Below are 19,191 nucleotides of genomic sequence, written 5' to 3'. Positions count from 1 at the left end.
CGGTGGGATTCCTCGACAGCATCCTCGGGCGCGACCGGCCGGTGCGGCCGGACCTGGACCGTCTCTTCGGGCTGCCGGCCGCCGCGCTCACCCTCCAGGCGGGCACGGGCTTCGTGCCGGCCGGCGCCGGATCGGTGTGCTTCGCGGCGGTGGAGGGCGGCGCGTTCGCGCGTCTGAAGGAGGACGTACGGGACCTCCTCGACATCCAGGTGGCGGCCGCGGCCGATCGGGGCGGGGCGGAGGGCGCCGGAGCGGGCGCGTACCCCGTGACGTACACCTCGGACACGTACGGCTACACCTGGCTCACCGTCCGGCGTCCCGCCGAGGACCTGATCACGCTGGTCAACGACCTGCACGCGATCAACGCGCTCCTGGAGGAGGCCGGCTTCGGACCGAACCTGCTCTGCTCGCTGACCGCCTTCCGTCCTCCGGGGACGGAGGACGGAAGGACGGAGGTCCAGGCCCCGGCGCCCGGCCCGTACCGGACCCGCGACCTCGCGCTCGTGTACCTCTACAAGCGCGGCACCTTCTATCCCTTCGCGCCGCGCGCGGAACGTGCCGAGACCCGCGACAACGCCCTTGAGCTGCAGGTCAGAGGGCTGCTCGCGGGCGACCTCCCGATGGAGCCCGACATGGAGCGGTGGTTCCCGGTCTGGGGGGCGCCGGGGCTCGGCGGGGCCTGACGGGGGCGGGACCGGTCAGTGCTGGAGGTCGATCGTGAAGCGCCTGACGCCCCTGCCGATCGTTTCGGCGTGGACCGAGCCACGAGCCCGGTCGAATCGCCCGGTGCCGCCGGTGATCGCGTTGTCGAACGAGGGGGGAGGGCCCGGGTTGAGGATGCCGAAGACCATCCCCTGCACGGAGAGCTGGCCGCCCGGGAGGGTGTAGGTCACGACGCACTCCTCCGCTCCGCCGTCGATGACCCGGGTGGTGGTGCAGGTGCCGCCGGTCTCACCGACCTTGTGGCCGGCCCGGTCGTAGAGGTCCGAGCGGAAGACGGTCCGATCGCCCTGGGCGGGGGAGGTGGGGGACGTGACGGGGAAGCGCGACTGCTCCCGGAGGTAGCCGGTGAGGACGATGGTCCGGGCTTTGTCCTTGCCGTGGGCGGATCCGATGGCCGGCGCGGCGCCCGCGACGGGGGCGCAGGCGAGAAGGGTGACCAGCGCGGTGGCCGTGCCGAGACAGGCGGCTCTGACGGGGCGCATCATGCGGCTCCTGAGGTCGATGCTCGTGGATGGTGCGGTGCCGCATTCATAACCTCGGGTTCCGCCCCCGCCCGGAGCGTCCCGGCGCGACCCACCGGAAGATCCGACCGGTCGGACCAACCCGGGACGGCCCGCTGCCCGCGGGTTCCGTGCAGGCGGTCAGTCGAGGCGGACGGCGAGCATGCAGGCGTCGTCCTCGTGGCCGGCCTGGTCGGGGTCGGCGAGGATGGCGTCGATCAGGTTTTGGGGTGCCGCGCCCGGCGAGTCGGCGACGAGGGCGGCGAGACGGTCGATGCCCTTGGTGACGTCCTCTCCCCTGCGTTCGACCATGCCGTCGGTGTAGAGGAGCAGGAGGTCGCCCGGGCGCAGGGGGGTCGTGGTGGTCTCGTACGCGTAGCCGGGCAGCGCTCCGAGCAGGGGGCCGCGTTTGCTCGTGTGGAGGGGCTGGGCGTCTCCGTCACGGAGGAGGAGGGGCGCGGGGTGGCCGGCGTCGGCCCAGTGGAAATCGCGGGCGTCGTCGATGTGACCGGCGACGACGGTGGCGGTCTGTTCCGAGGGGTCGCTGCAGACCAGTTCGTTGAGCCAGGTCATGATCTCGCCGGCGGACGCTCCGGTCTGGGCGAGACCGGCCAGGGCGTGGCGCTGCTGGGACATGCGGGCCACCGCCTCCAGGCCGTGGCCTGCGGCGTCGCCGATGGCGACCAGGACCCGGCCGTCCGGCAGGAGGCGGCACTTGTACCAGTCGCCTCCGACGGCCGCGTCCGGTTCGGCCGGTCCGTACGAGGCCGCCACGGTCAGACCGACCGCCGCCAGCGCCTCGGAGTGGGTCGGCAGCAGTGCCTCGCGCAGCGCGTCGGCCACCCGCCGCTCCGCCCGTGTCTGGCGCCGGAGCCGGTCGGACTCGCGTTCCGTCTCGGCAAGCCTGCGGCGGCTGCGGATCTGCGGGGTGAGGTCACGGGCCACGAGGTTCACCGCCCACGGCCGCCCGTCGGTGCCGACGACCGGCCGTCCGAGCAGATCGAGCGTCCGCACCTCCCCGAGGACCAGGAAGCGGATCCGGGTCCAGGCGGGTTCCTCCCCGGCCAGGACGGAGGTGAGGAACTCGGCGAACGCGGTGAGGTCGTCGGGGAGCAGCGCGTCGCAGAGCTGCTCCAGCGGCCAGGGCATCCGGACATCGGCGTGGAAGATCCGGCTCAGCCCCTCCGACCAGGTCACCTTCCCCGACAGCAGGTCCCAGTTGCCCCAGCCGAGGGAGGCGAGGTACTGGGCGTCGATCGTCAGGAGTTCGGTCTGGCTCTGCACGGGCCGCCAGGTCGCGAGGACCTGTTCGCCGCAGAGCGCCGCCGAGTAGAGGAGCGGGGCGCGGTGGAGCCGGCCCAGGCGCTGCTCGGTGTAGTCGACGACCCGGCCTTCCAGCGGCCCGCCGCCGGCGACGACGTCGGTGAGGGCCGCGAGGAGACCGCTCGTGGCCGCTCCGGGCCGGGCTTCCAGGAAGCGCTGTCCGACCTGGCGGTCGGGGGCCTCCAGCCATTCGGCGGAGCGGATGCGGTTGCCGGCGACGATGCGGAAGTCCCGTACCGCCCCGGTCTCGTCGAGGACCGGCTCCAGGAGGACGGCGGAGGCGGGGATCGCGCCGAGGACGGAGCAGGTGCCGCTGGCGCCGCGGTCGTGGGTGCTGCAGAGACAAGCCGTCCCCGTGTCGTTGCGCGTCGGCAGGACGGGGCCGGGGGCGAGCGTCTGGACGGGGGCGGTGACCTCGTCCCCCGGGGTGGGGGCGGCAGGCCGGTCCGCGTTGCGGCGGACGGCGGAGCGCAGGGCGGAGACCTCGCCTCCGATGAGGTCCTTGAGCTCTTCGACGGTGTCCGGCAGCGGAAAACCCATGATCGCCTCCCGGGGGCCGGTGGGCACGCCGCCGGGCCGGCGGTCCCGGCCCTGCCACCACCGACTCGTTCTCCCGGCCATTGCCCGCTCGTCCCGGGAGCATGCACGGAACCGGGCGGCGGCCGGCAGCGCGACGGCGGCCCCCGACGCACCGTGGCGGCGGCCTCTGTGGGTACGGGGGACAGTGTCCCGGCCGCGAGCTGACGCGGGCGGTCACGGGGTGCTCGCGGAGGCGGGAGCCGAGGTGGACCGGCTGTTGCACGGGGGCTGACGGGCAGACCGCCGGTGCGGCCTCGCCGGGAGTCGGCGGCCCGGTGAGTGCCCGGGCCCGCCGACCCCCTTCCTGCTGCGACGAGATCGTCAGCCCTGGGTCAACTCCTTGAGTGCGATGTTGAGTTCGAGGACGTTGACGCGGGGTTCGCCGATGAAGCCGAGGATGCGGTCGTCGGTGTGGTCGGCGACCAGCTTCTCGACCGTCGGCACGGCCAGCCCATTGCGCCCGGCGACCCGGTGGACCTGGATCTCCGCGTACTCCGGGGAGATGTGCGGGTCAAGGCCGGAGCCGGAGGAGGTGACCGCGTCGGCGGGGACGTCGGACGGCTTCACCGTGTGGCCGTTCACCGAGTTGTCCTCGACCACGGCGGCCTTGGCGTCGGTGACCCACTTGATCAGGTCCTCGTTGTCGCCGGAGCGGTTGGTGGCACCGGAGAGGATCAGCTTGTACCGGGTGTTGACGCCGTTGGTGCCGAGGCCGTTGGACGGACGCGGCTGGAACCAGCGGAGATCCTCGTACGACTGTCCGATCAGTTCCGAGCCGACGACCTTGCCGCTCGCGTTTTTGATCTCGGAACCGTTCGCCTTGCCGGGGAAGGCCGCCTGGGCGACGCCGGTGACGGCGAGCGGGTAGAGGACGCCGGTGATCACGGTCAGGACGAGGAGGGCGCGCAGGCCCGCCCAGAGCACACGGCCGGTGTTTGCTGCTGAGTCGTTCATCGTGGGTCAGCCGATTCCGGGGATGAGGGTGATGAGCAGGTCGATGAGCTTGATGCCGATGAACGGCGCGATCAGGCCTCCGAGTCCGTAGAGGCCGAGGTTGCGGCGGAGCATCGAGTCGGCGCTGGACGGCCGGTAGCGCACGCCCTTGAGGGCGAGCGGGACGAGGGCGACGATGATCAGCGCGTTGAAGATGACGGCGGACAGGATCGCGGACTCGGGCGAGGCCAGGCCCATGATGTTGAGCTTGTCGAGCGACGGGTAGGCGACGGCGAACATCGCGGGGATGATCGCGAAGTACTTCGCGACGTCGTTGGCGATCGAGAAGGTCGTCAACGCGCCCCGTGTGATGAGGAGTTGCTTGCCGATCTCGACGATCTCGATGAGTTTGGTCGGATCGGAGTCGAGGTCGACCATGTTGCCGGCCTCCTTCGCGGCCGACGTGCCCGTGTTCATCGCGACACCGACGTCGGCCTGGGCGAGGGCGGGGGCGTCGTTCGTGCCGTCGCCGGTCATCGCGACCAGCTTGCCGCCGGCCTGTTCCCGCTTGATGAGGGCCATCTTGTCCTCGGGAGTGGCCTCGGCGAGGAAGTCGTCGACACCCGCCTCCTCGGCGATGGCCTTGGCGGTCAGCGGGTTGTCGCCCGTGATCATGACCGTCTTGATGCCCATGCGGCGCAGCTCGTCGAACCGCTCGCGCATGCCCTCCTTGACGACGTCCTTGAGGTGGATGACGCCCAGGACGCGCGCGCCCTCGTCGTCCTCCACGGCCACGAGGAGCGGCGTGCCGCCGGCCTGGGAAATGGCGTCGGTGACGTCCTGGGCGTCCTTGGCGACCTCGCCACCGCGCTCCTTCACCCATGCCACGACCGAACCGGTCGCACCCTTGCGGACCTTGCGGCCGTCGACGTCCACGCCCGACATGCGGGTCTGGGCGGTGAACTCGATCCACGCGGCGTGCGCCGGCTCGCCCTGGTGGCGTGCCCGCAGCCCGTACTTCTCCTTGGCCAGGACCACGATCGAGCGGCCCTCGGGCGTCTCGTCGGCGAGCGAGGACAGCTGGGCGGCGTCGGCCAGTTCGGCCGCCGTGACGCCCTCGACCGGGACGAACTCCGACGCCTGCCGGTTGCCGAGGGTGATCGTGCCCGTCTTGTCGAGCAGCAGCGTCGACACGTCGCCCGCCGCCTCGACCGCCCGCCCGGACATCGCGAGGACGTTGCGCTGCACGAGCCGGTCCATGCCGGCGATGCCGATCGCGGAGAGCAGAGCACCGATCGTGGTGGGGATCAGGCAGACGAGGAGCGCCGTGAGGACGATCGTCGAGGTCTGCTTGTCGGCGCCCGCGTAGATCGCGAAGGGCTTCAGGGTGACGACGGCGAGCAGGAAGACGATGGTGAGGGACGCCAGCAGGATGTTGAGGGCGATCTCGTTGGGGGTCTTCTGCCGGGCCGCGCCCTCGACCAGGTTGATCATCCGGTCGATGAACGTCTCGCCGGGCTTCGTCGTGATCTTGAGGACGACCCGGTCGGACAGCACCTTCGTACCGCCCGTGACCGCGCACCGGTCGCCACCTGACTCGCGGATGACAGGGGCGGACTCGCCCGTGATCGCGGACTCGTCGACCGAGGCGACGCCCTCGACGACGTCACCGTCGCCCGGGATGACGTCGCCGGCCTCGCAGACCACGAGGTCGCCGACGCGCAGCTCGGTGCCGGGCACCCGCTCCTCGCCCGTCTTCGTCAGACGGCGGGCGACGGTGTCGGTCTTGGCCTTGCGCAGGGTGTCGGCCTGGGCCTTGCCCCGGCCCTCCGCGACCGCCTCCGCCAGGTTGGCGAAGAGCGTGGTCAGCCACAGCCAGACGGTGATCGCCCAGCCGAACCAGTCCCCCGGGTCCTTGACCGCGAGCACGGTGGTGACCACCGAGCCGACGAGCACCACGAACATGACCGGCGACGTGACCATCACGCGCGGGTCGAGCTTCCGGATCGCCTCCGGGAAGGAGGCGATCAGCTGCTCGGGGTCGAACAGGCCGCCGCCGACCCGCCCGGGAGCGTGGTGCCCCCCGGACAGGTTCCCGTGGGGCGCCGTGGTCGGAGTCGTAGCGGACATGCGGTCCTCGTGGTTCTTCAGGTCGTGAGTCATGCCGCGAGCCCTTCGGCGAGCGGGCCGAGGGCCAGGGCCGGGAAGTAGGTGAGACCGGTGATGATCATGATCGTGCCGACCAGGAGGCCGGCGAACAGTGGCTTCTCGGTCCGCAGGGTGCCCGCCGTCTCCGGTACGGGCGTCTGCTCGGCCAGCGAACCGGCCAGCGCGAGGACGAACACCATCGGCAGGAACCGGCCGAGGAGCATCGCGATGCCGATGGTCGAGTTGAACCACTGGGTGTCGGCGTTCAGGCCCGCGAACGCGGAGCCGTTGTTGTTGGCGCCCGAGGTGTAGGCGTAGAGGATCTCGGAGAAGCCGTGCGCGCCGGAGTTCGTCATCGAGTGGGACGGGGTCTCCAGGACGAACGAGGCCGCCGTGAAGCCCAGTACGAGCGCGGGGGTGACGAGGAGGTAGCAGGCCGCGAACTTGATCTCGCGGATGCCGATCTTCCTGCCCAGGTACTCCGGTGTGCGGCCGACCATCAGACCGGCGATGAACACCGCGATGACCGCCATGATCAGCATGCCGTACAGGCCGGATCCCACACCGCCGGGCGCGATCTCGCCGAGCTGCATGCCCAGCAGGTCGATGCCGCCTCCGAACCCGGTGTTCGACGAGTGGAAGGAGTTGACGGCGCCGGTCGACGTCAGCGTGGTGGCGACCGAGAAGATCGCGGAGGCGCCGATGCCGAAGCGGGCCTCCTTGCCCTCCATCGCGCCGCCGGCGAGCTCGAACGCCGGGCCCCTGCCCGCGAACTCGGTCCCCATCATCAGCGCGGTGAAGCAGAGCCAGATCGCGGCCATCGTGCCGAGGATCGCGTACCCCTGCTTCAGGGATCCGACCATCCGGCCGAAGGTCCGCGTCAGCGCGAGGGGAATGACGAGGATCAGGTAGACCTCGAACAGGTTGGACAGGCCGTTGGGGTTCTCGAAGGGGTGGGCCGAGTTGGCGTTGAAGTACCCGCCGCCGTTCGTGCCCAGCTCCTTGATGACCTCCTGGGAGGCCACCGCCCCGCCGTTCCACTGCTGCGCACCGCCCGCGAACTGCCCGACCTCGTGGATCCCGGAGAAGTTCTGGATCGCGCCGCACGCCACCAGGACGAGAGCGCCGATCACCGAGATCGGAAGGAGGACGCGTACGACTCCGCGCACCAGATCGGCCCAGAAGTTCCCCAGCTCACCGGTACGGGACCGGGCGAAGCCGCGCACCAGAGCGACCGCGACCGCCATGCCGACCGCCGCGGACACGAAGTTCTGCACGGCCAGGCCGCCGGTCTGCACGACATGGCCCATGGCCTGCTCGCCGTAGTACGACTGCCAGTTCGTGTTCGCCACGAAGGACGCGGCCGTGTTGAACGCCTGATCGGGGTCGATCGACACGAAGCCCAGCGAACCCGGCAGCGAGCCCTGGGCCCGCTGCAGCAGATACAGGAACAGCACACTCACCGCGGAGAAGGCCAGCACCCCGCGCAGGTACGCCGGCCAGCGCATCTCGACGCTCGGGTTGGCGCCGATCGCCTTGTAGATCCACTTCTCGGGCTTGTAGTGCTTCTCCGAGGAGTAGACGCGCGCCATGCGGTCACCCAGCGGCCGGTACGACAGACCGAGCGCGACCAGCAGCGCGAGAAGCTGGAGTGCCCCAGCGAAAACGGGACTCATGGCCGTACTCAGAACCTCTCCGGCTTGACGAGGGCGAGGACGAGATAGCCCAGCAGGGCGGCAGCGACCAGCAGGCCGACGATGTTCTCGGCACTCACAGCTTGGCCACCCCCTTGGCGATGAAGGCCACCAGCGCGAAGACCGCGATCGTGGTGACGACGAAGGCCACGTCGGCCATCGTGAGCTCCCGAAAGGAAGAAGAACGGATACTCGGACCAGACGAGGAAACAGCCTTTCGGCCACGAGACCGCTCTCGTTGACGCCCCTCTTACGCTCCCTGACGTGCTCTTGACGCCTCTCCTACGGCTTCACGCCCCCTCGGCGAGGACTCGCCCCGTTTCCCCCCGGAATGCCTCGCGGGCCGGCCGGCCCTCCAGCGAAGTCGCCCGGGAACCACGCCGAGGCTCCCGGGATTCGCCCGGCCGGGGCTCTGGCGCCCCTGCCGTGCAGCCACGGTTCGTCCCGCCTCCGGAGTCCGACGGCGCCCGGGTACGGATCGAGCCGCGCGTCGAGCAGGAGACGGCCCGCTCGGTGTTCACCGTCCCCGGACCGCGCCGACCGGGGCGTCGTCGAGCGCGGCCGCCGCCTGGACCGCCAGGTCGACGGCGACCAGCCTCGCCTCCAAGGGCGGCCGTACGGACCCGGGCGCGGGGGTCATCACGTAACGGCCCCGGGAACGTCCGCGGACGACGGCGGGCAGCTCGATCTCCTCGTACGGCCATCCCTGCCGTTCGAGGTCCCGGATCCAGCCCGGCACCGTCACGCTCCCGTCCGGCTCGAGGCGCGCCGACCCGCCGGTGGTCCCTCCGTACACGAAGCGGCACGCCTCGAGGTCCAGTATGTCGACCAGCTCCTGCCGTACCCGCTGGACGACCTCGTCGGCGGGCGCACCGAGGCTGGTCAGGCGGGTGACGCCGTGCAGCCGCTCCAGGCGGGAGGCGTCCGCGAGCGCGGCGAGTCCGGTGACGGGCGTCAGCTCGTGTCGTGCGCCGGTGCCGAGTTCTTCGCGCCCGGCCGGGCCGTCCGTCCTCCCGGCATGCCCCACACATTGCCTTCGCCATCATTCATTGCAACGCGTCGTTGCATTCAGCTTCACTGTCATTGCATCAATTTGCTGTCATCTACCTGGGAATACGCCTTCAGTTGATTGACGACATCGTGAATGCAACGTAGCTTTCAGTCAGCTTCGAACACGTCATATCGCGAAACGAGGACGGACCATGAGCGACTCCCTCCACACCGTCACGGCACTGCCGACGGAGCGTCGGACCGGCTGCCCCTTCGACCCCCCGGCCGAGCTGCTCGACGCCCGCCGGCACGGACCCATCAGCGCCTACACCCACCCCGGCGGGAAGCCCGGCTGGCTGATCACCGGGTACGACATGGTGCGTTCGGTCCTGGCCGACCCGAGGTTCAGCTCGCGCAAGGACCTCATGAACGTCGTCGACTTCCAGCTCCCTCCGGCGCCGCCCGGCGAGTTCCTCCTCATGGACGAGCCCGAGCACAGCCGCTACCGCAAGCCCCTGGTCGGCAAGTTCACCGTGCGGCGAATGCGGATGCTCACCGAGCGGATCGAGCAGATCACCGCCGACTGCCTGGACGCCATGGAGGAGGCCGGGCCGACGGCGGATCTGGTGACCGCGTTCGCCAAGCCCATCCCCACCATCGTGATCTGCGAGATCCTGGGCGTGCCCTACGAGGACCGGGCCTCCTTCCAGGAGCAGATCGACGCGTTCATGGGCGGGGAGGTCAGCGACGAGGAACTGATCGCGGCCTACACCGCGACCCAGGAGTACCTCGCACAGTTGGTGGCCGCCAAGCGCGCCGCCCCCACCGACGACGTCCTCAGCGAACTCACCGACAGCGACCTGACCGACGAGGAACTTAAGGGCATCAGCCTCATCCTCCTGGCAGCCGGATTCGACACCACCGCGAACATGCTGTCCCTCGGCACCTTCGCGCTGCTGCAGAACCCGGAGCAACTCGCGGCGCTGCGCGCCGACCCCGCACTCACCGACGGGGCCGTGGAGGAACTCCTGCGGTATCTGAGCGTCGCGAAGACGTTCCACAGGACGGCGCTGGAGGACGTCGAGCTGGGCGGCCGGACCATCAAGGCCGGCACGACGGTCCTGCTCTCGTACAACACCGCCAACCGCGACCCCGACCGCTTCACCGACCCCCACACGCTCGACCTGAGCAGGCAGGCCACCGGACACCTGGCGTTCAGTCACGGCATCCACCAGTGCCTGGGCCAGCAACTGGCCCGCGTCGAGATGCGGGTCGCGTTCCGCGCGCTGATCGACCGCTTCCCCACGCTGCGCCTGGCGGTGCCGGCCGAGGAGGTCGCCCTGCGCCCGGAGAGCGCCGACATCTTCGGGGTGAAGAGCCTCCCCGTCACCTGGGACGCGAAGTGAGCACCCCCCGGCTGACCGCCGACCGTGCGCGCTGCATCGGCGCCGGCATGTGCGCCATGACCGCCCCCGACGTCTTCGACCAGGACCCGGACGACGGCCTCGTGCTCCTGCTGCACGCCGAGCCGCCCGCCGCCCACCGCGCGGCCGCACGGATGGCCGTCGGCGTCTGCCCCTCCGGGGCGATCACCCTCCACGAGCCGGAATCCGACGGCTCCTAGGCACCAGAAGCCCGTGCCCCGAACGCCCCGGGCCCCGTACGCCGGAAACGGCGCACGGGGCCCGGTCGGTTCGGACTCCCGCGGCTACCGCGCCGGAGCCCTGCGCTCCGCCGGCCGGCCGGCGGCGAAGCCCAGCGTCGCCGGCCGGAACAGCGGGGCGCCGAAGGGCGTCTCCGCGGAGCGCTTGGAGCCGCCGAGGGACTCGACGACGCGGCTGACGGTCCGGGTCACGCCGGCGAAGACGGTCGCGGCCAGAACCCGGCCCGCGACGACGGGCCCGTAGGAGAGTCTCCGGTGCCGGCCCTTCGGGGCGAACGCGCCCTCCTGGCCGAAGGAGACCATCGGCCGCGGCAGGCCGAGCGCAAGAGCACGGGGGCCGGAGTCGGGCGCCTCGTCCGCCTCGGGCGGGGCGGGCGCCCGGCCCGGGCGGCGGGCGGTGGGACGGAGTCAGGCGACCGTCAGGACGATCTTGCCCGTCGTGCGGCCCAGCTCACCGATCGCGTGGGCCTCCGCGGCCTCGGCGAGCGGCAGCACGGTGTCGACCACCGGCCTCAGCGCGCCGCGCTCCACCAGGGCCGCGATCTCGCGCAGGCCGAGGTGATCGGGTTCGACCAGGACCCACGCCGCCAGTACACCGTCCTGGGCGGCGGGCACGTCGTCCGGGCCCGGCAGCGTGATGAGCCTGCCGCCGTCACGGAGCACCTTCAGGGAGCGCTCGGCCGTCTCTCCTCCGAGACCGTCCAGCACGACGTCGATGTCGGAGACGACGTCCTCGAAGCGGGCCGCACGGTAGTCGACCACCTCGTCGGCGCCCAGCTCTCGCACCAGGTCGTGCTTGGCCGCGCTCGCGGTGCCGACGACGTACGCGCCCCGGGCCTTGGCGATCTGGACGGCCAGGTGCCCGACCCCTCCGGCCGCGGCATGCACCAGTACGCGCTCGCCGGGGCGGACGTCCGCCGCGTCGACGAGAGCCTGCCAGGCGGTCAGGGCGGCGAGCGGCAGCGCCGCCGCCTCCACGTGCGTCAGGGAGGACGGCTTCGGCGCGAGATGGCGCGCCGGTGCCACCACGTACTCGGCGTACCCGCCCGCCTGGCGCGGGAACAGCGGCATCCCGAAGACCTCGTCGCCGGGGCGGAAGATCCCCACGCCGGGGCCGACGGCCTCGACCGTGCCGGACACGTCCCAGCCGAGGACGGGCACGTCGCCCCATCCGATGAGGGCGCCGCTCGCGCGGGTCTTCCAGTCCACCGGATTCACCCCGGCCGCGTGCACCCGCACCAGGACCTCGTTCAGGCCCGGCTCGGGGCGCTCCACCTCGCGCTCGACCAGGTTCTCGGGTCCGCCCCACTGCTCCACGACCACCGCACGCATGTCGTACGCCTCGCTTCCGTCTCTCATCGGGATGCCGCCGGATCCCTTCCGGCGGCGACCGCTCCACGATCGGTCATGCGGCCCCGGCGAGGTATTGGCCTCCTAGCCACTATGTGACAGGATCTGGCCATGAGCGAGATCCCGGAAACGGCCGGAGGGGACGAGCGGACGGAAGAGCGGGTGGGGCCGCACCGCATCGCCGTGCTCGCCCTCCCGGGCGTGCCCCCCTTCGAGCTGGGCATCCCCTCCCGGGTCTTCGGAAGCGTGGAGGACGCCGAGGGCAGGCCCCTCTACGAGGTCACCGTCTGTACGGCCGACGGCGCCCCCGTCCGCAGCGACGCCGGTTTCACCGTGCAGCCCGCGGCCGGCCCGGAGGCGCTCGCCGAAGCCGACACCGTGATCGTCCCGCCCACGCACGCCATGCCCGAGCTGAGCCGCGGAGGCCCGCTGCCGCCCGAGGTCGGCGCCGCCATCGCCGGGATCAGGCCGGGCACCCGACTGGTGTCGATCTGCTCCGGGTCGTACGTGCTCGCCGCCGCCGGTCTCCTCGACGGCCGGCCGGCCACCACCCACTGGAACCTGGCCCCGGAGTTCCGCCGGGCCTTCCCCGAGGTCAAGCTCGACGAGGAGGTGCTGTTCGTCGACGACGGCGACGTGCTCACCTCCGCGGGCGTGGCCGCCGGCGTCGACCTGTGCCTGCACATGATCCGCCGCGACCACGGCGCCGCTGCCGCCAACCGCGCCGCCCGCATGTGCGTCGTACCGCCCTGGCGAGACGGCGGGCAGGCCCAGTTCATCGACCGCCCGGTCCCCGAGCCCACCCTGGCCAGTACCACCGCCACCCGCGCCTGGGCCCTCGAACACCTCGCGGAACCGCTCACGCTGGCCCGGCTCGCCGAACACGCCCGGATGAGTCTGCGCTCCTTCACCCGCCGGTTCCGCGACGAGGTCGGCATGACGCCCGTGCAATGGCTCACGGCGCAGCGGCTCGAACTCGCCAAGCAGCTCCTGGAGACGACCGATCTTCCGATCGACCTGGTGGCGCACCGTGCCGGGCTCGGTTCCGGGAACTCCCTGCGCGTCCACATGAGGACCGCGTTCGGCATCTCCCCCACCGCCTACCGCCGTGCCTTCGGCGGCGACGGCGCCGGTGAGGGTGACGAGGTCGGCGCTGTCGGGGCAGGGGCCTCCCGCCCGTGACGTCGACGATCTCTCCGGTGAGGCGGCCGGAGTCGGGCGACGCCGGGAGGACAGGGGCGGGCGCCGGTCCGTGCGTGGAGGACGATGGCCGTCTTCGTCATCGCACGGTCGAGCAACGGTCGACGAGCGGCTCGCGCCCCCTGAGCGGACTTCTCCCGGTGTCCGGGGCGGGGTTCCCCGCCACGGCCGAAGCGGCCTGAGGCCCTCGCGGCCGTGGCGGGGCGGCCGCTCGGTCCGCGACCGGTCGTCTCGCGTCGTCTCGCGCATCGAGGCGGGCGTAGCACGGGCCGGCGCGGGTACTCGCCCGTGCATGGCCGATCGGAAAGCCCCTCATGGAGACCGTACGGCGGCCGCCGCAGCCGTCCGCTCACCCCGAACGGCCCCGGGGCCGGAGGACGTCGGCCCCGGGGCCGGGTCGAGAAGCACGCCCCCGACTCGCCGACCGAGCTGCCCCGACGCTCCTGGCTCGCGGCACTCCGGCGGTCCTCGTGGGAGTTCGTGGCCGACGGGCCGGAGGACCGGGCCGCAGCCCGAGAGGAGGTGCGGGCGGTACGCGACGCGCCCGCATGCGACGGAGCCGCGGCCCCTGGCGACGGTTCCCCACCCGAGGCACACGGGGAAGGTTCGGAACGATGACCGGTGACGGCGCCTACGAGCGCGACCGCACGTACCTCACGACCCGGATCACGGCCGACGGGCGCGACGGCTATCCCGTGGAACCCGGACGCTACCGGCTGATCATCGCCCGGGCCTGCCCCTGGGCGAACCGCAGCGCGATCGTCCGGCGGCTGATGGGCCTGGAGGACGTGCTCTCGATGGGGATCGCCGGGCCCCTGCACGACGAGCGCAGTTGGTCCTTCCACCTGGACCCGGGCGGCCGGGATCCCGTCCTCGGCATCGAAAGGCTGCAGGAGGCGTTCTTCCGGCGCGAACCGGGCTATCCGAGCGGCATCACCGTGCCCGCGATCGTCGACATCCCCACCGGCGAAGTGGTCACCAACGACTTCGAGCGGATCACGCTCGACCTGGGCAGCCAGTGGGCGGCCCATCAGCGGGAGGGCGCGCCGGACCTCTACCCGGAGAGGTGGCGCGACGAGATCGACGACGTGGCCGACAAGGTGTACCGGGACGTCAACGACGGCGTCTACCAGTGCGGTTTCGCCGGCAGCCAGGAGGCGTACGACAAGGCGTACCGACGCCTGTGGGATCGGCTGGACTGGCTGGAGCAGCGGCTCGGCGGCCGGCGCTATCTGGTCGGCGACACCGTCACCGAGGCCGACGTCCGCCTCTTCCCGACCCTCGCGCGCTTCGACGCCGTCTACCACGGCCACTTCAAGTGCAACCGGCAGAAACTGACCGAACTCCCGGCCCTGTGGGCCTACGCGCGGGACTTGTTCCAGACGCCCGGCTTCGGTGACACGATCGACTTCGCACAGATCAAGGCGCACTACTACGTCGTCCATCACGACATCAATCCGACCGGGATCATCCCCCAGGGCCCGGACACGCGCGACTGGCTCTCGCCGCACGGACGGGAAGAGCTCGGCGGCCGGCCGTTCGGCGACGGCACCCCACCCGCGCCACCGCCCCCGCCCGAGCGCGTGCCGCCGCTCCCCGCGCCGCCCACGCCCCATCGTTCGGACAGCCCCTGACCGAGACGGGGGCGCGTGACCGCGAAGCCGGGTCAGGCGGCGGGGACCGCGCGTTGCAGGGCGGCGATGACGCGGTCGAGGGCGTCGGGGCTGTACGGGTCCGTGAGGTTGGCCCAGAGCTTGAACATGAAGCGCTGCGTGACGGGCCGCCTCAAGCTGTGGGTGGCGACGAACCGCATGACCTGGGGGTGGTTCAGGGCACGCACGACGAGCCGTCCCACCGTGAAATAGCGTCCGTAGGCCTCGCGGATGGCCTCGGGGTAACGCAGCAGGGCTTCTTCGCGGGTGTGGGCGGTGGGACGGGCGAGCGCACGGGCCACGGTCTCCGCGGCCAGACGGCCGGATTCCATCGCGTAGTCGATCCCCTCACCACTGAGGGGATTGATCATTCCGCCGGCGTCGCCGGTCAGGAGCAGACCGCGGGTGTACTGCGGACGCCGGTTGAGCCCGGCGGGAAGCGGGGCGCCGCGCAGCGGGCCGGTGGCATGCTCCTCGTCGAAGTGCCAGGCGGCGGGGAGGCGGGCGGTCCACTGCCGGAAGAGCCGCCGGTGGTCGACGTCGGGCCGGCGCCCGACGTGGAAGGTGCCAAGACCGACGTTGAAGGCGCCGTCGCCGACGGGGAAGATCCATCCGTAGCCGAACGGCATGGAGGCCCGCCCGCGACCGTCCCGGGTCTCGAGGTCGATCCAGGCCTCCAGGTGATCCCGGTTCCGGTGCGGTGAGGTGTAGTAGCGGCGTACGGCCACGCCCATGGGCCGGTCGGCTCGCTGGTGGATACCGAGAGCGACGGCGAATCGGCTCGACGCGCCATCGGCGGCGACCAGCACCGGCGCGCGGAAGGTGCGGCGGACGCCGTCCCGATCCGCGACGACGCCCCCGACCCGGCCGGTGGCCGGGTCGAAGACCGGCGCGGTGACCTTGGTCCCCTCCAGGAGACGCGCCCCGGCGGCCACGGCCTGCCGGGCGAGCAGCTGGTCGAGGTCCTGCCGGGTCCGTACGAGACCGTAGTCGGGGCAGGAGGCGACGACGGGCCACGGCATCTCCACCGTCGTGCCGGAGCCGTGGACCCGCAGACCGCGCGTTCTCACCCAGCCCTCCCCTTCCACGTCGACGCCCATGCCGAGGAGTTCCCTGACGGCACGTGGTGTGAGGCCGTCCCCGCAGACCTTGTCGCGGGGAAAGACGGCCTTCTCGAGCAGCAGGACGTCGTGCCCCGCCCGTGCCAGGTGGTAGGCGGCGCTGCAGCCGGCGGGGCCCGCGCCGATGACGATGACGTCCGCCGGTTCGTCGCGGTGGGGGGACGGGTCCATGAGATCTTCCTCTGCTCAGCTCGTCGGAAGCGGAACGACTCCCCATCCGTACCCACGCGCCGGGGATTTCGCTCGCCCCTCTTCGGGGTGACGCCGCCCGTGGGTGACGTCGGTGCCGACGGGACCGGCGGAAGCCGGACACTCGGTGCTCCCCTCGGGTGAGGCCCGGTGCCGTCGGCCTTGTCGCCGTGGTCCGAACGTCCCCGAGGACGGCACGTACACCGCACAGGGGAAGTACCCGCGGATGACCGGTGCCACGAGGACGGCGAAGCACCCGCGGATGACCGATGTGCACGAGGACGGCGAAGCACCCGCTCACCCACAGCACGACCACGGAACCGTCGGTCCCCAAAGACCAGAACGCCGGCGGACCAGGACGACCGCCAGGCCCAGAACGCGGCCCTCCCCTACGAGCCGCCCGCCTCGCAGGGGCGCGCACAGCCTTCGGTGCTGCGCTTCGTCAGGGCTGGTTCGCCCTGCCCGACGGCCACCTGCTGCGGCGGCCGCGACCGAGGCGTTGGCCGGAGTACGAGGCGACACGCCGACGGCGGGCTCATCGCCTGTCCGGTCGCCTTCCGGGAGGCGCCGGAGCGTCACCACCGACACGACCGTGTCCCGCACTGCCTGTGGATCGATCGGCTGACCCGTCGACCCGGCGTTCGATCCACGACGGCGCGGACGGGGTACCGCTTCCCCCGCGCGGGCCGCGGACCATACTGGTCGGGCCCCGATCGCCCACGGAACGGTTCCATGGCCAAGAACAGCACTTCATCGACCACCGTCCCCGACACCGCCTGGCTCGGGCGCGGGCGTCACCTCGGGCCCGAGCCCGAGCGGGACGTCCGGCGCAACCTGCTGGCCCTCAAGGCGGCCCGGGTGATCGACGACTTCCTGGACCTCGACCCCGTCGAGGCGGCGCGTTCCACCGACCTGTATCCCCGCGACGAGTCCGCCGACCCCGGCCCGTCCGCCCGCCGCCTCTTCGAGGCCCGCTGGCGCGTGGCCGACGACGTCACGGTGCGCGCGCAACTGACCACGTACGAGCCCGAGTCCCGCCGCATGAAGAGCGAGGGCGTCACCTGGGTCCTCGCCGCCGAGGCCGAGCGGGCGTGGGAAGCGAGCTGGCCCTCACCGGCCACCGTGTTCTGGCCCGACAGCGACCAGGTCGCATGGGACCACGAGACGGTGCCGGGCGTGCGCCTGCGGACGACGAACCACCTGCCGAAGGACGACGACGAGTTGCGCCGCCTGCTGCGGGCCTGCACCCGACAGAGCTGGTTCATCCATGTCGTGGTGCACGAGGCGATGACGCCGGACGCCCTGGGACGCCGGCCGATCACCGCGTTCCTGCCGCCGAGCCTGCGGCACCGGGTGGTCGAGCACCGGGCCACGCCGGAGCAGGCGCTGATCGCCGACTTCGTGATGAAGCGTGAGCTGGGTGTGGGGGTACCGCGCGGCGGCGCCGTCATCCTGCCCCCGACCCCGCAGGCCCTCGGTTACGACGCGGAGCACTTCACGGTGCGCAACGTCTTCCTGGACGGCACGGAGCCCACCGAACTCCTCGACAAGATCGAGGAGTTCGCCTCGCTGCCCCAGCCACTGCCGGCCGACGCCGAACAGGTCCTGACACGGCTGCGCCAAGGCTGGCACCTGCTCACCCCCGCCGAGGAACTGGCCCACGCACGGGCCATGGTCACCAGGTACGCCCAGGCACTCGAAGCCATGACAGCATCCTGTGACCTGTACCGGGAGGCCGCCGAGTCGGCGCTCGACGCCCTCGCCGAGGCGACCAGCGGCGACGGCGCACCCCGGACGGCCTCGCAGGCGACGGCCAAGGAGGACCCCTCGCCGTGGAAGACCCTCGCGAAGACACTGGCCCGCTTCCGGGGCCCGAACTCCCCAGCGCCGGATACGGAGGTCCAGCAGCGTCCGCACGGCCAGTGAGATGTACGGGGGGGACGGACCGATCACACTCCGACCTCCCCGGGGAAAGCCGACCGGCCGCGGTCGTCGTCCGACACGAGTGACGCCGAAACAGCGGACAGCGACCGGTATCGGACGCTGCCGCCGAGCACGCTGCCGAAGCCGTCCCCGCCTGGGTCATCTCCGCTCGGCGGCCGGTCGCCCGGCGGCGCGGTCGTCCCCGTACCCGTGGGGGTTGCCCGCTGCGCGAGCAGGGTGTGGCTGTCCGGCAGACGTCGTCGCTGCCGCGGACGGCTCCGTCGTGTCGAAGGCCCGCCCGCGGGGGCCGAGACCCGCCGGCAGGTCCGGCCCGAAAGCCTCTTCCCTGCACGCTGCCCGGTCCGCTCCCGCCACGGATCCGGTGACCCTGGGCAGCGGTGACGACGCGATCACCTCGCAGTGGCGCGGCGATCTGCCCACGCCCGAGCCCGACGGCACCCGCGCCACCTATCAGGACGCGGTACCGGGCGCGGATGTCGTCGTCGAGGCCACGCGTACCGGCTTCGAGCAGTTCATCGAGGTGAAGGCGAAGCCCGCCTACTGCTTCCTTCACGGTGCAAGGGGCGGGCGCTTTCAGGCTGCCCCGTAGACCGTGTCCAGGAGGCCGTTGACGAATCCGTCGAGGTCGTCGAGTCCGGCTGCCGCCTGCGTTGCGGGCCCCTCGGTCACCAGGTGGGGAAGCGCCGCATGCAGTGCCAGCGTGACGATGGCGGCGCGCTGCGGGGTCACGGGCAGGCCCGCGCTGCGCTGGGCCTGCTCGAAGTACGCGAAGTCGGCAGCCGTGAAGGCGTCGAGTGACGCCGCCAGCCACGCAGTCCGCGTCGCCTCGCGCTGCAGCTCCAGGAGGGCGAGCACCCGCATGCGACCGGGCCCTTCGACGTGCTCCAGGAGCGTGCGCATCAGGGCGGCCAGGCCCGCCCGGTCGACGGGTGCGGGTCTGGGGATCGCCGCGTACAGCTCGATGATGCGCTCCGTGCTCGCCCGAAGCAGCGCGTCCCTGGTGGGGAAGTAGTTCTTGGTGGTGCCCAGCGGCACGTCCGCTGCGGCGTCGACGGCCCGGTGCGTCAGACCCCGACAGCCGGATTCCGCCAGTACCTCGATGGCCGCATCGCCCAGGCGATCCCGTCTTTCCTGATTCACGTATCCAAAAGTACCTCATCCGTGGTACCACAGATGGGGTAC

18 protein-coding genes are annotated in these 19,191 nt (G+C 71.8%); 7 read left to right on the top strand and 11 right to left on the bottom strand.

The window, feature by feature from the left end; genetic code table 11:
• Positions 1–2: 2 nt before the first annotated feature.
• Positions 3–683, top strand: coding sequence for a PspA-associated protein PspAB (locus tag BLW86_RS33730; protein WP_093879016.1), 681 nt, complete (start codon positions 3–5; stop codon positions 681–683).
• Positions 684–698: 15 nt separating this feature from the next.
• Here BLW86_RS33730 and BLW86_RS33725 read toward each other — a convergent pair whose 3' ends face one another.
• The 7 genes from BLW86_RS33725 to BLW86_RS33695 form a co-directional block, all read right to left on the bottom strand.
• Positions 699–1,205 carry an allene oxide cyclase barrel-like domain-containing protein gene (locus BLW86_RS33725; RefSeq protein ID WP_256341510.1) on the bottom strand — a complete coding sequence of 169 codons (507 nt, stop codon included), beginning with the start codon at positions 1,203–1,205 and terminating at the stop codon, positions 699–701.
• 159 nt (positions 1,206–1,364) lie between these two features.
• Complete coding sequence (locus BLW86_RS33720) at positions 1,365–3,086, bottom strand: PP2C family protein-serine/threonine phosphatase (protein ID WP_093879015.1); 1,722 nt, start codon at positions 3,084–3,086, stop codon at positions 1,365–1,367.
• Between the two features lie 360 nt (positions 3,087–3,446).
• Positions 3,447–4,079: a potassium-transporting ATPase subunit C gene (locus BLW86_RS33715; protein WP_093877523.1), complete on the bottom strand. Its 633-nt coding sequence runs from the start codon at positions 4,077–4,079 to the stop codon at positions 3,447–3,449.
• A gap of 6 nt (positions 4,080–4,085) precedes the next feature.
• Positions 4,086–6,188: a potassium-transporting ATPase subunit KdpB gene (kdpB, locus tag BLW86_RS33710; RefSeq protein ID WP_093879014.1), complete on the bottom strand. Its 2,103-nt coding sequence runs from the start codon at positions 6,186–6,188 to the stop codon at positions 4,086–4,088.
• A gap of 29 nt (positions 6,189–6,217) precedes the next feature.
• Positions 6,218–7,882 carry a potassium-transporting ATPase subunit KdpA gene (kdpA, locus tag BLW86_RS33705; RefSeq protein WP_093877522.1) on the bottom strand — a complete coding sequence of 555 codons (1,665 nt, stop codon included), beginning with the start codon at positions 7,880–7,882 and terminating at the stop codon, positions 6,218–6,220.
• An 8-nt stretch (positions 7,883–7,890) separates the two neighbouring features.
• The gene (kdpF, locus tag BLW86_RS33700) at positions 7,891–7,980 is read right to left on the bottom strand and encodes a K(+)-transporting ATPase subunit F (RefSeq protein ID WP_033204243.1); all 90 of its coding nucleotides are present in this window, start codon (positions 7,978–7,980) and stop codon (positions 7,891–7,893) included.
• A gap of 437 nt (positions 7,981–8,417) precedes the next feature.
• Complete coding sequence (locus tag BLW86_RS33695) at positions 8,418–8,927, bottom strand: hypothetical protein (RefSeq protein WP_093877521.1); 510 nt, start codon at positions 8,925–8,927, stop codon at positions 8,418–8,420.
• A 175-nt stretch (positions 8,928–9,102) separates the two neighbouring features.
• On the opposite strand from BLW86_RS33695, the gene BLW86_RS33690 reads away from it, so the two are divergent.
• Entirely contained in the window at positions 9,103–10,296 is a 1,194-nt protein-coding gene (locus BLW86_RS33690) for a cytochrome P450 (RefSeq protein WP_093877520.1), read from the top strand.
• Entirely contained in the window at positions 10,293–10,514 is a 222-nt protein-coding gene (locus BLW86_RS33685; protein ID WP_093877519.1) for a ferredoxin, read from the top strand. Before BLW86_RS33690 ends, BLW86_RS33685 begins: the two co-directional genes overlap by 4 nt.
• 84 nt (positions 10,515–10,598) lie before the next feature.
• Here BLW86_RS33685 and BLW86_RS33680 read toward each other — a convergent pair whose 3' ends face one another.
• The gene (locus tag BLW86_RS33680) at positions 10,599–10,856 is read right to left on the bottom strand and encodes a hypothetical protein (protein WP_093877518.1); all 258 of its coding nucleotides are present in this window, start codon (positions 10,854–10,856) and stop codon (positions 10,599–10,601) included.
• A gap of 105 nt (positions 10,857–10,961) precedes the next feature.
• Positions 10,962–11,885 (bottom strand): NADP-dependent oxidoreductase, encoded by a 924-nt coding sequence (locus tag BLW86_RS33675; protein ID WP_093879013.1) that lies wholly within the window; start codon positions 11,883–11,885, stop codon positions 10,962–10,964.
• 129 nt (positions 11,886–12,014) lie between these two features.
• Between BLW86_RS33675 and BLW86_RS33670 the strand changes: the two genes are divergently transcribed.
• Together BLW86_RS33670 and BLW86_RS33665 are read left to right on the top strand one after the other, a co-directional pair.
• Positions 12,015–13,085, top strand: a complete 1,071-nt coding sequence (locus BLW86_RS33670) for a GlxA family transcriptional regulator (RefSeq protein ID WP_256341509.1) — start codon at positions 12,015–12,017, stop codon at positions 13,083–13,085.
• A gap of 632 nt (positions 13,086–13,717) precedes the next feature.
• Positions 13,718–14,737, top strand: a complete 1,020-nt coding sequence (locus BLW86_RS33665) for a glutathione S-transferase family protein (protein ID WP_093877517.1) — start codon at positions 13,718–13,720, stop codon at positions 14,735–14,737.
• Between the two features lie 32 nt (positions 14,738–14,769).
• Here BLW86_RS33665 and BLW86_RS33660 read toward each other — a convergent pair whose 3' ends face one another.
• A complete protein-coding gene (locus tag BLW86_RS33660) occupies positions 14,770–16,047 on the bottom strand; it encodes a geranylgeranyl reductase family protein (RefSeq protein WP_093877516.1) in 1,278 nt (425 codons plus the stop codon).
• A gap of 750 nt (positions 16,048–16,797) precedes the next feature.
• Between BLW86_RS33660 and BLW86_RS33655 the strand changes: the two genes are divergently transcribed.
• Together BLW86_RS33655 and BLW86_RS33650 are read left to right on the top strand one after the other, a co-directional pair.
• Entirely contained in the window at positions 16,798–17,991 is a 1,194-nt protein-coding gene (locus BLW86_RS33655; RefSeq protein WP_093877515.1) for a hypothetical protein, read from the top strand.
• Between the two features lie 379 nt (positions 17,992–18,370).
• Positions 18,371–18,598, top strand: coding sequence for a hypothetical protein (locus tag BLW86_RS33650; protein ID WP_093877514.1), 228 nt, complete (start codon positions 18,371–18,373; stop codon positions 18,596–18,598).
• Here BLW86_RS33650 and BLW86_RS33645 read toward each other — a convergent pair.
• Positions 18,583–19,149: a TetR/AcrR family transcriptional regulator gene (locus tag BLW86_RS33645; RefSeq protein WP_093877513.1), complete on the bottom strand. Its 567-nt coding sequence runs from the start codon at positions 19,147–19,149 to the stop codon at positions 18,583–18,585. The two genes, BLW86_RS33650 and BLW86_RS33645, sit on opposite strands and share 16 nt — an antisense overlap.
• Positions 19,150–19,191: the final 42 nt, after the last annotated feature.

It is taken from the genome of Streptomyces sp. TLI_105, assembly GCF_900105415.1.
Lineage (GTDB): Bacteria > Actinomycetota > Actinomycetes > Streptomycetales > Streptomycetaceae > Streptomyces.
The sequence above is the reverse complement of the archived record's forward strand: the minus strand, read 5'-3'. Positions and strand labels throughout refer to the sequence as shown.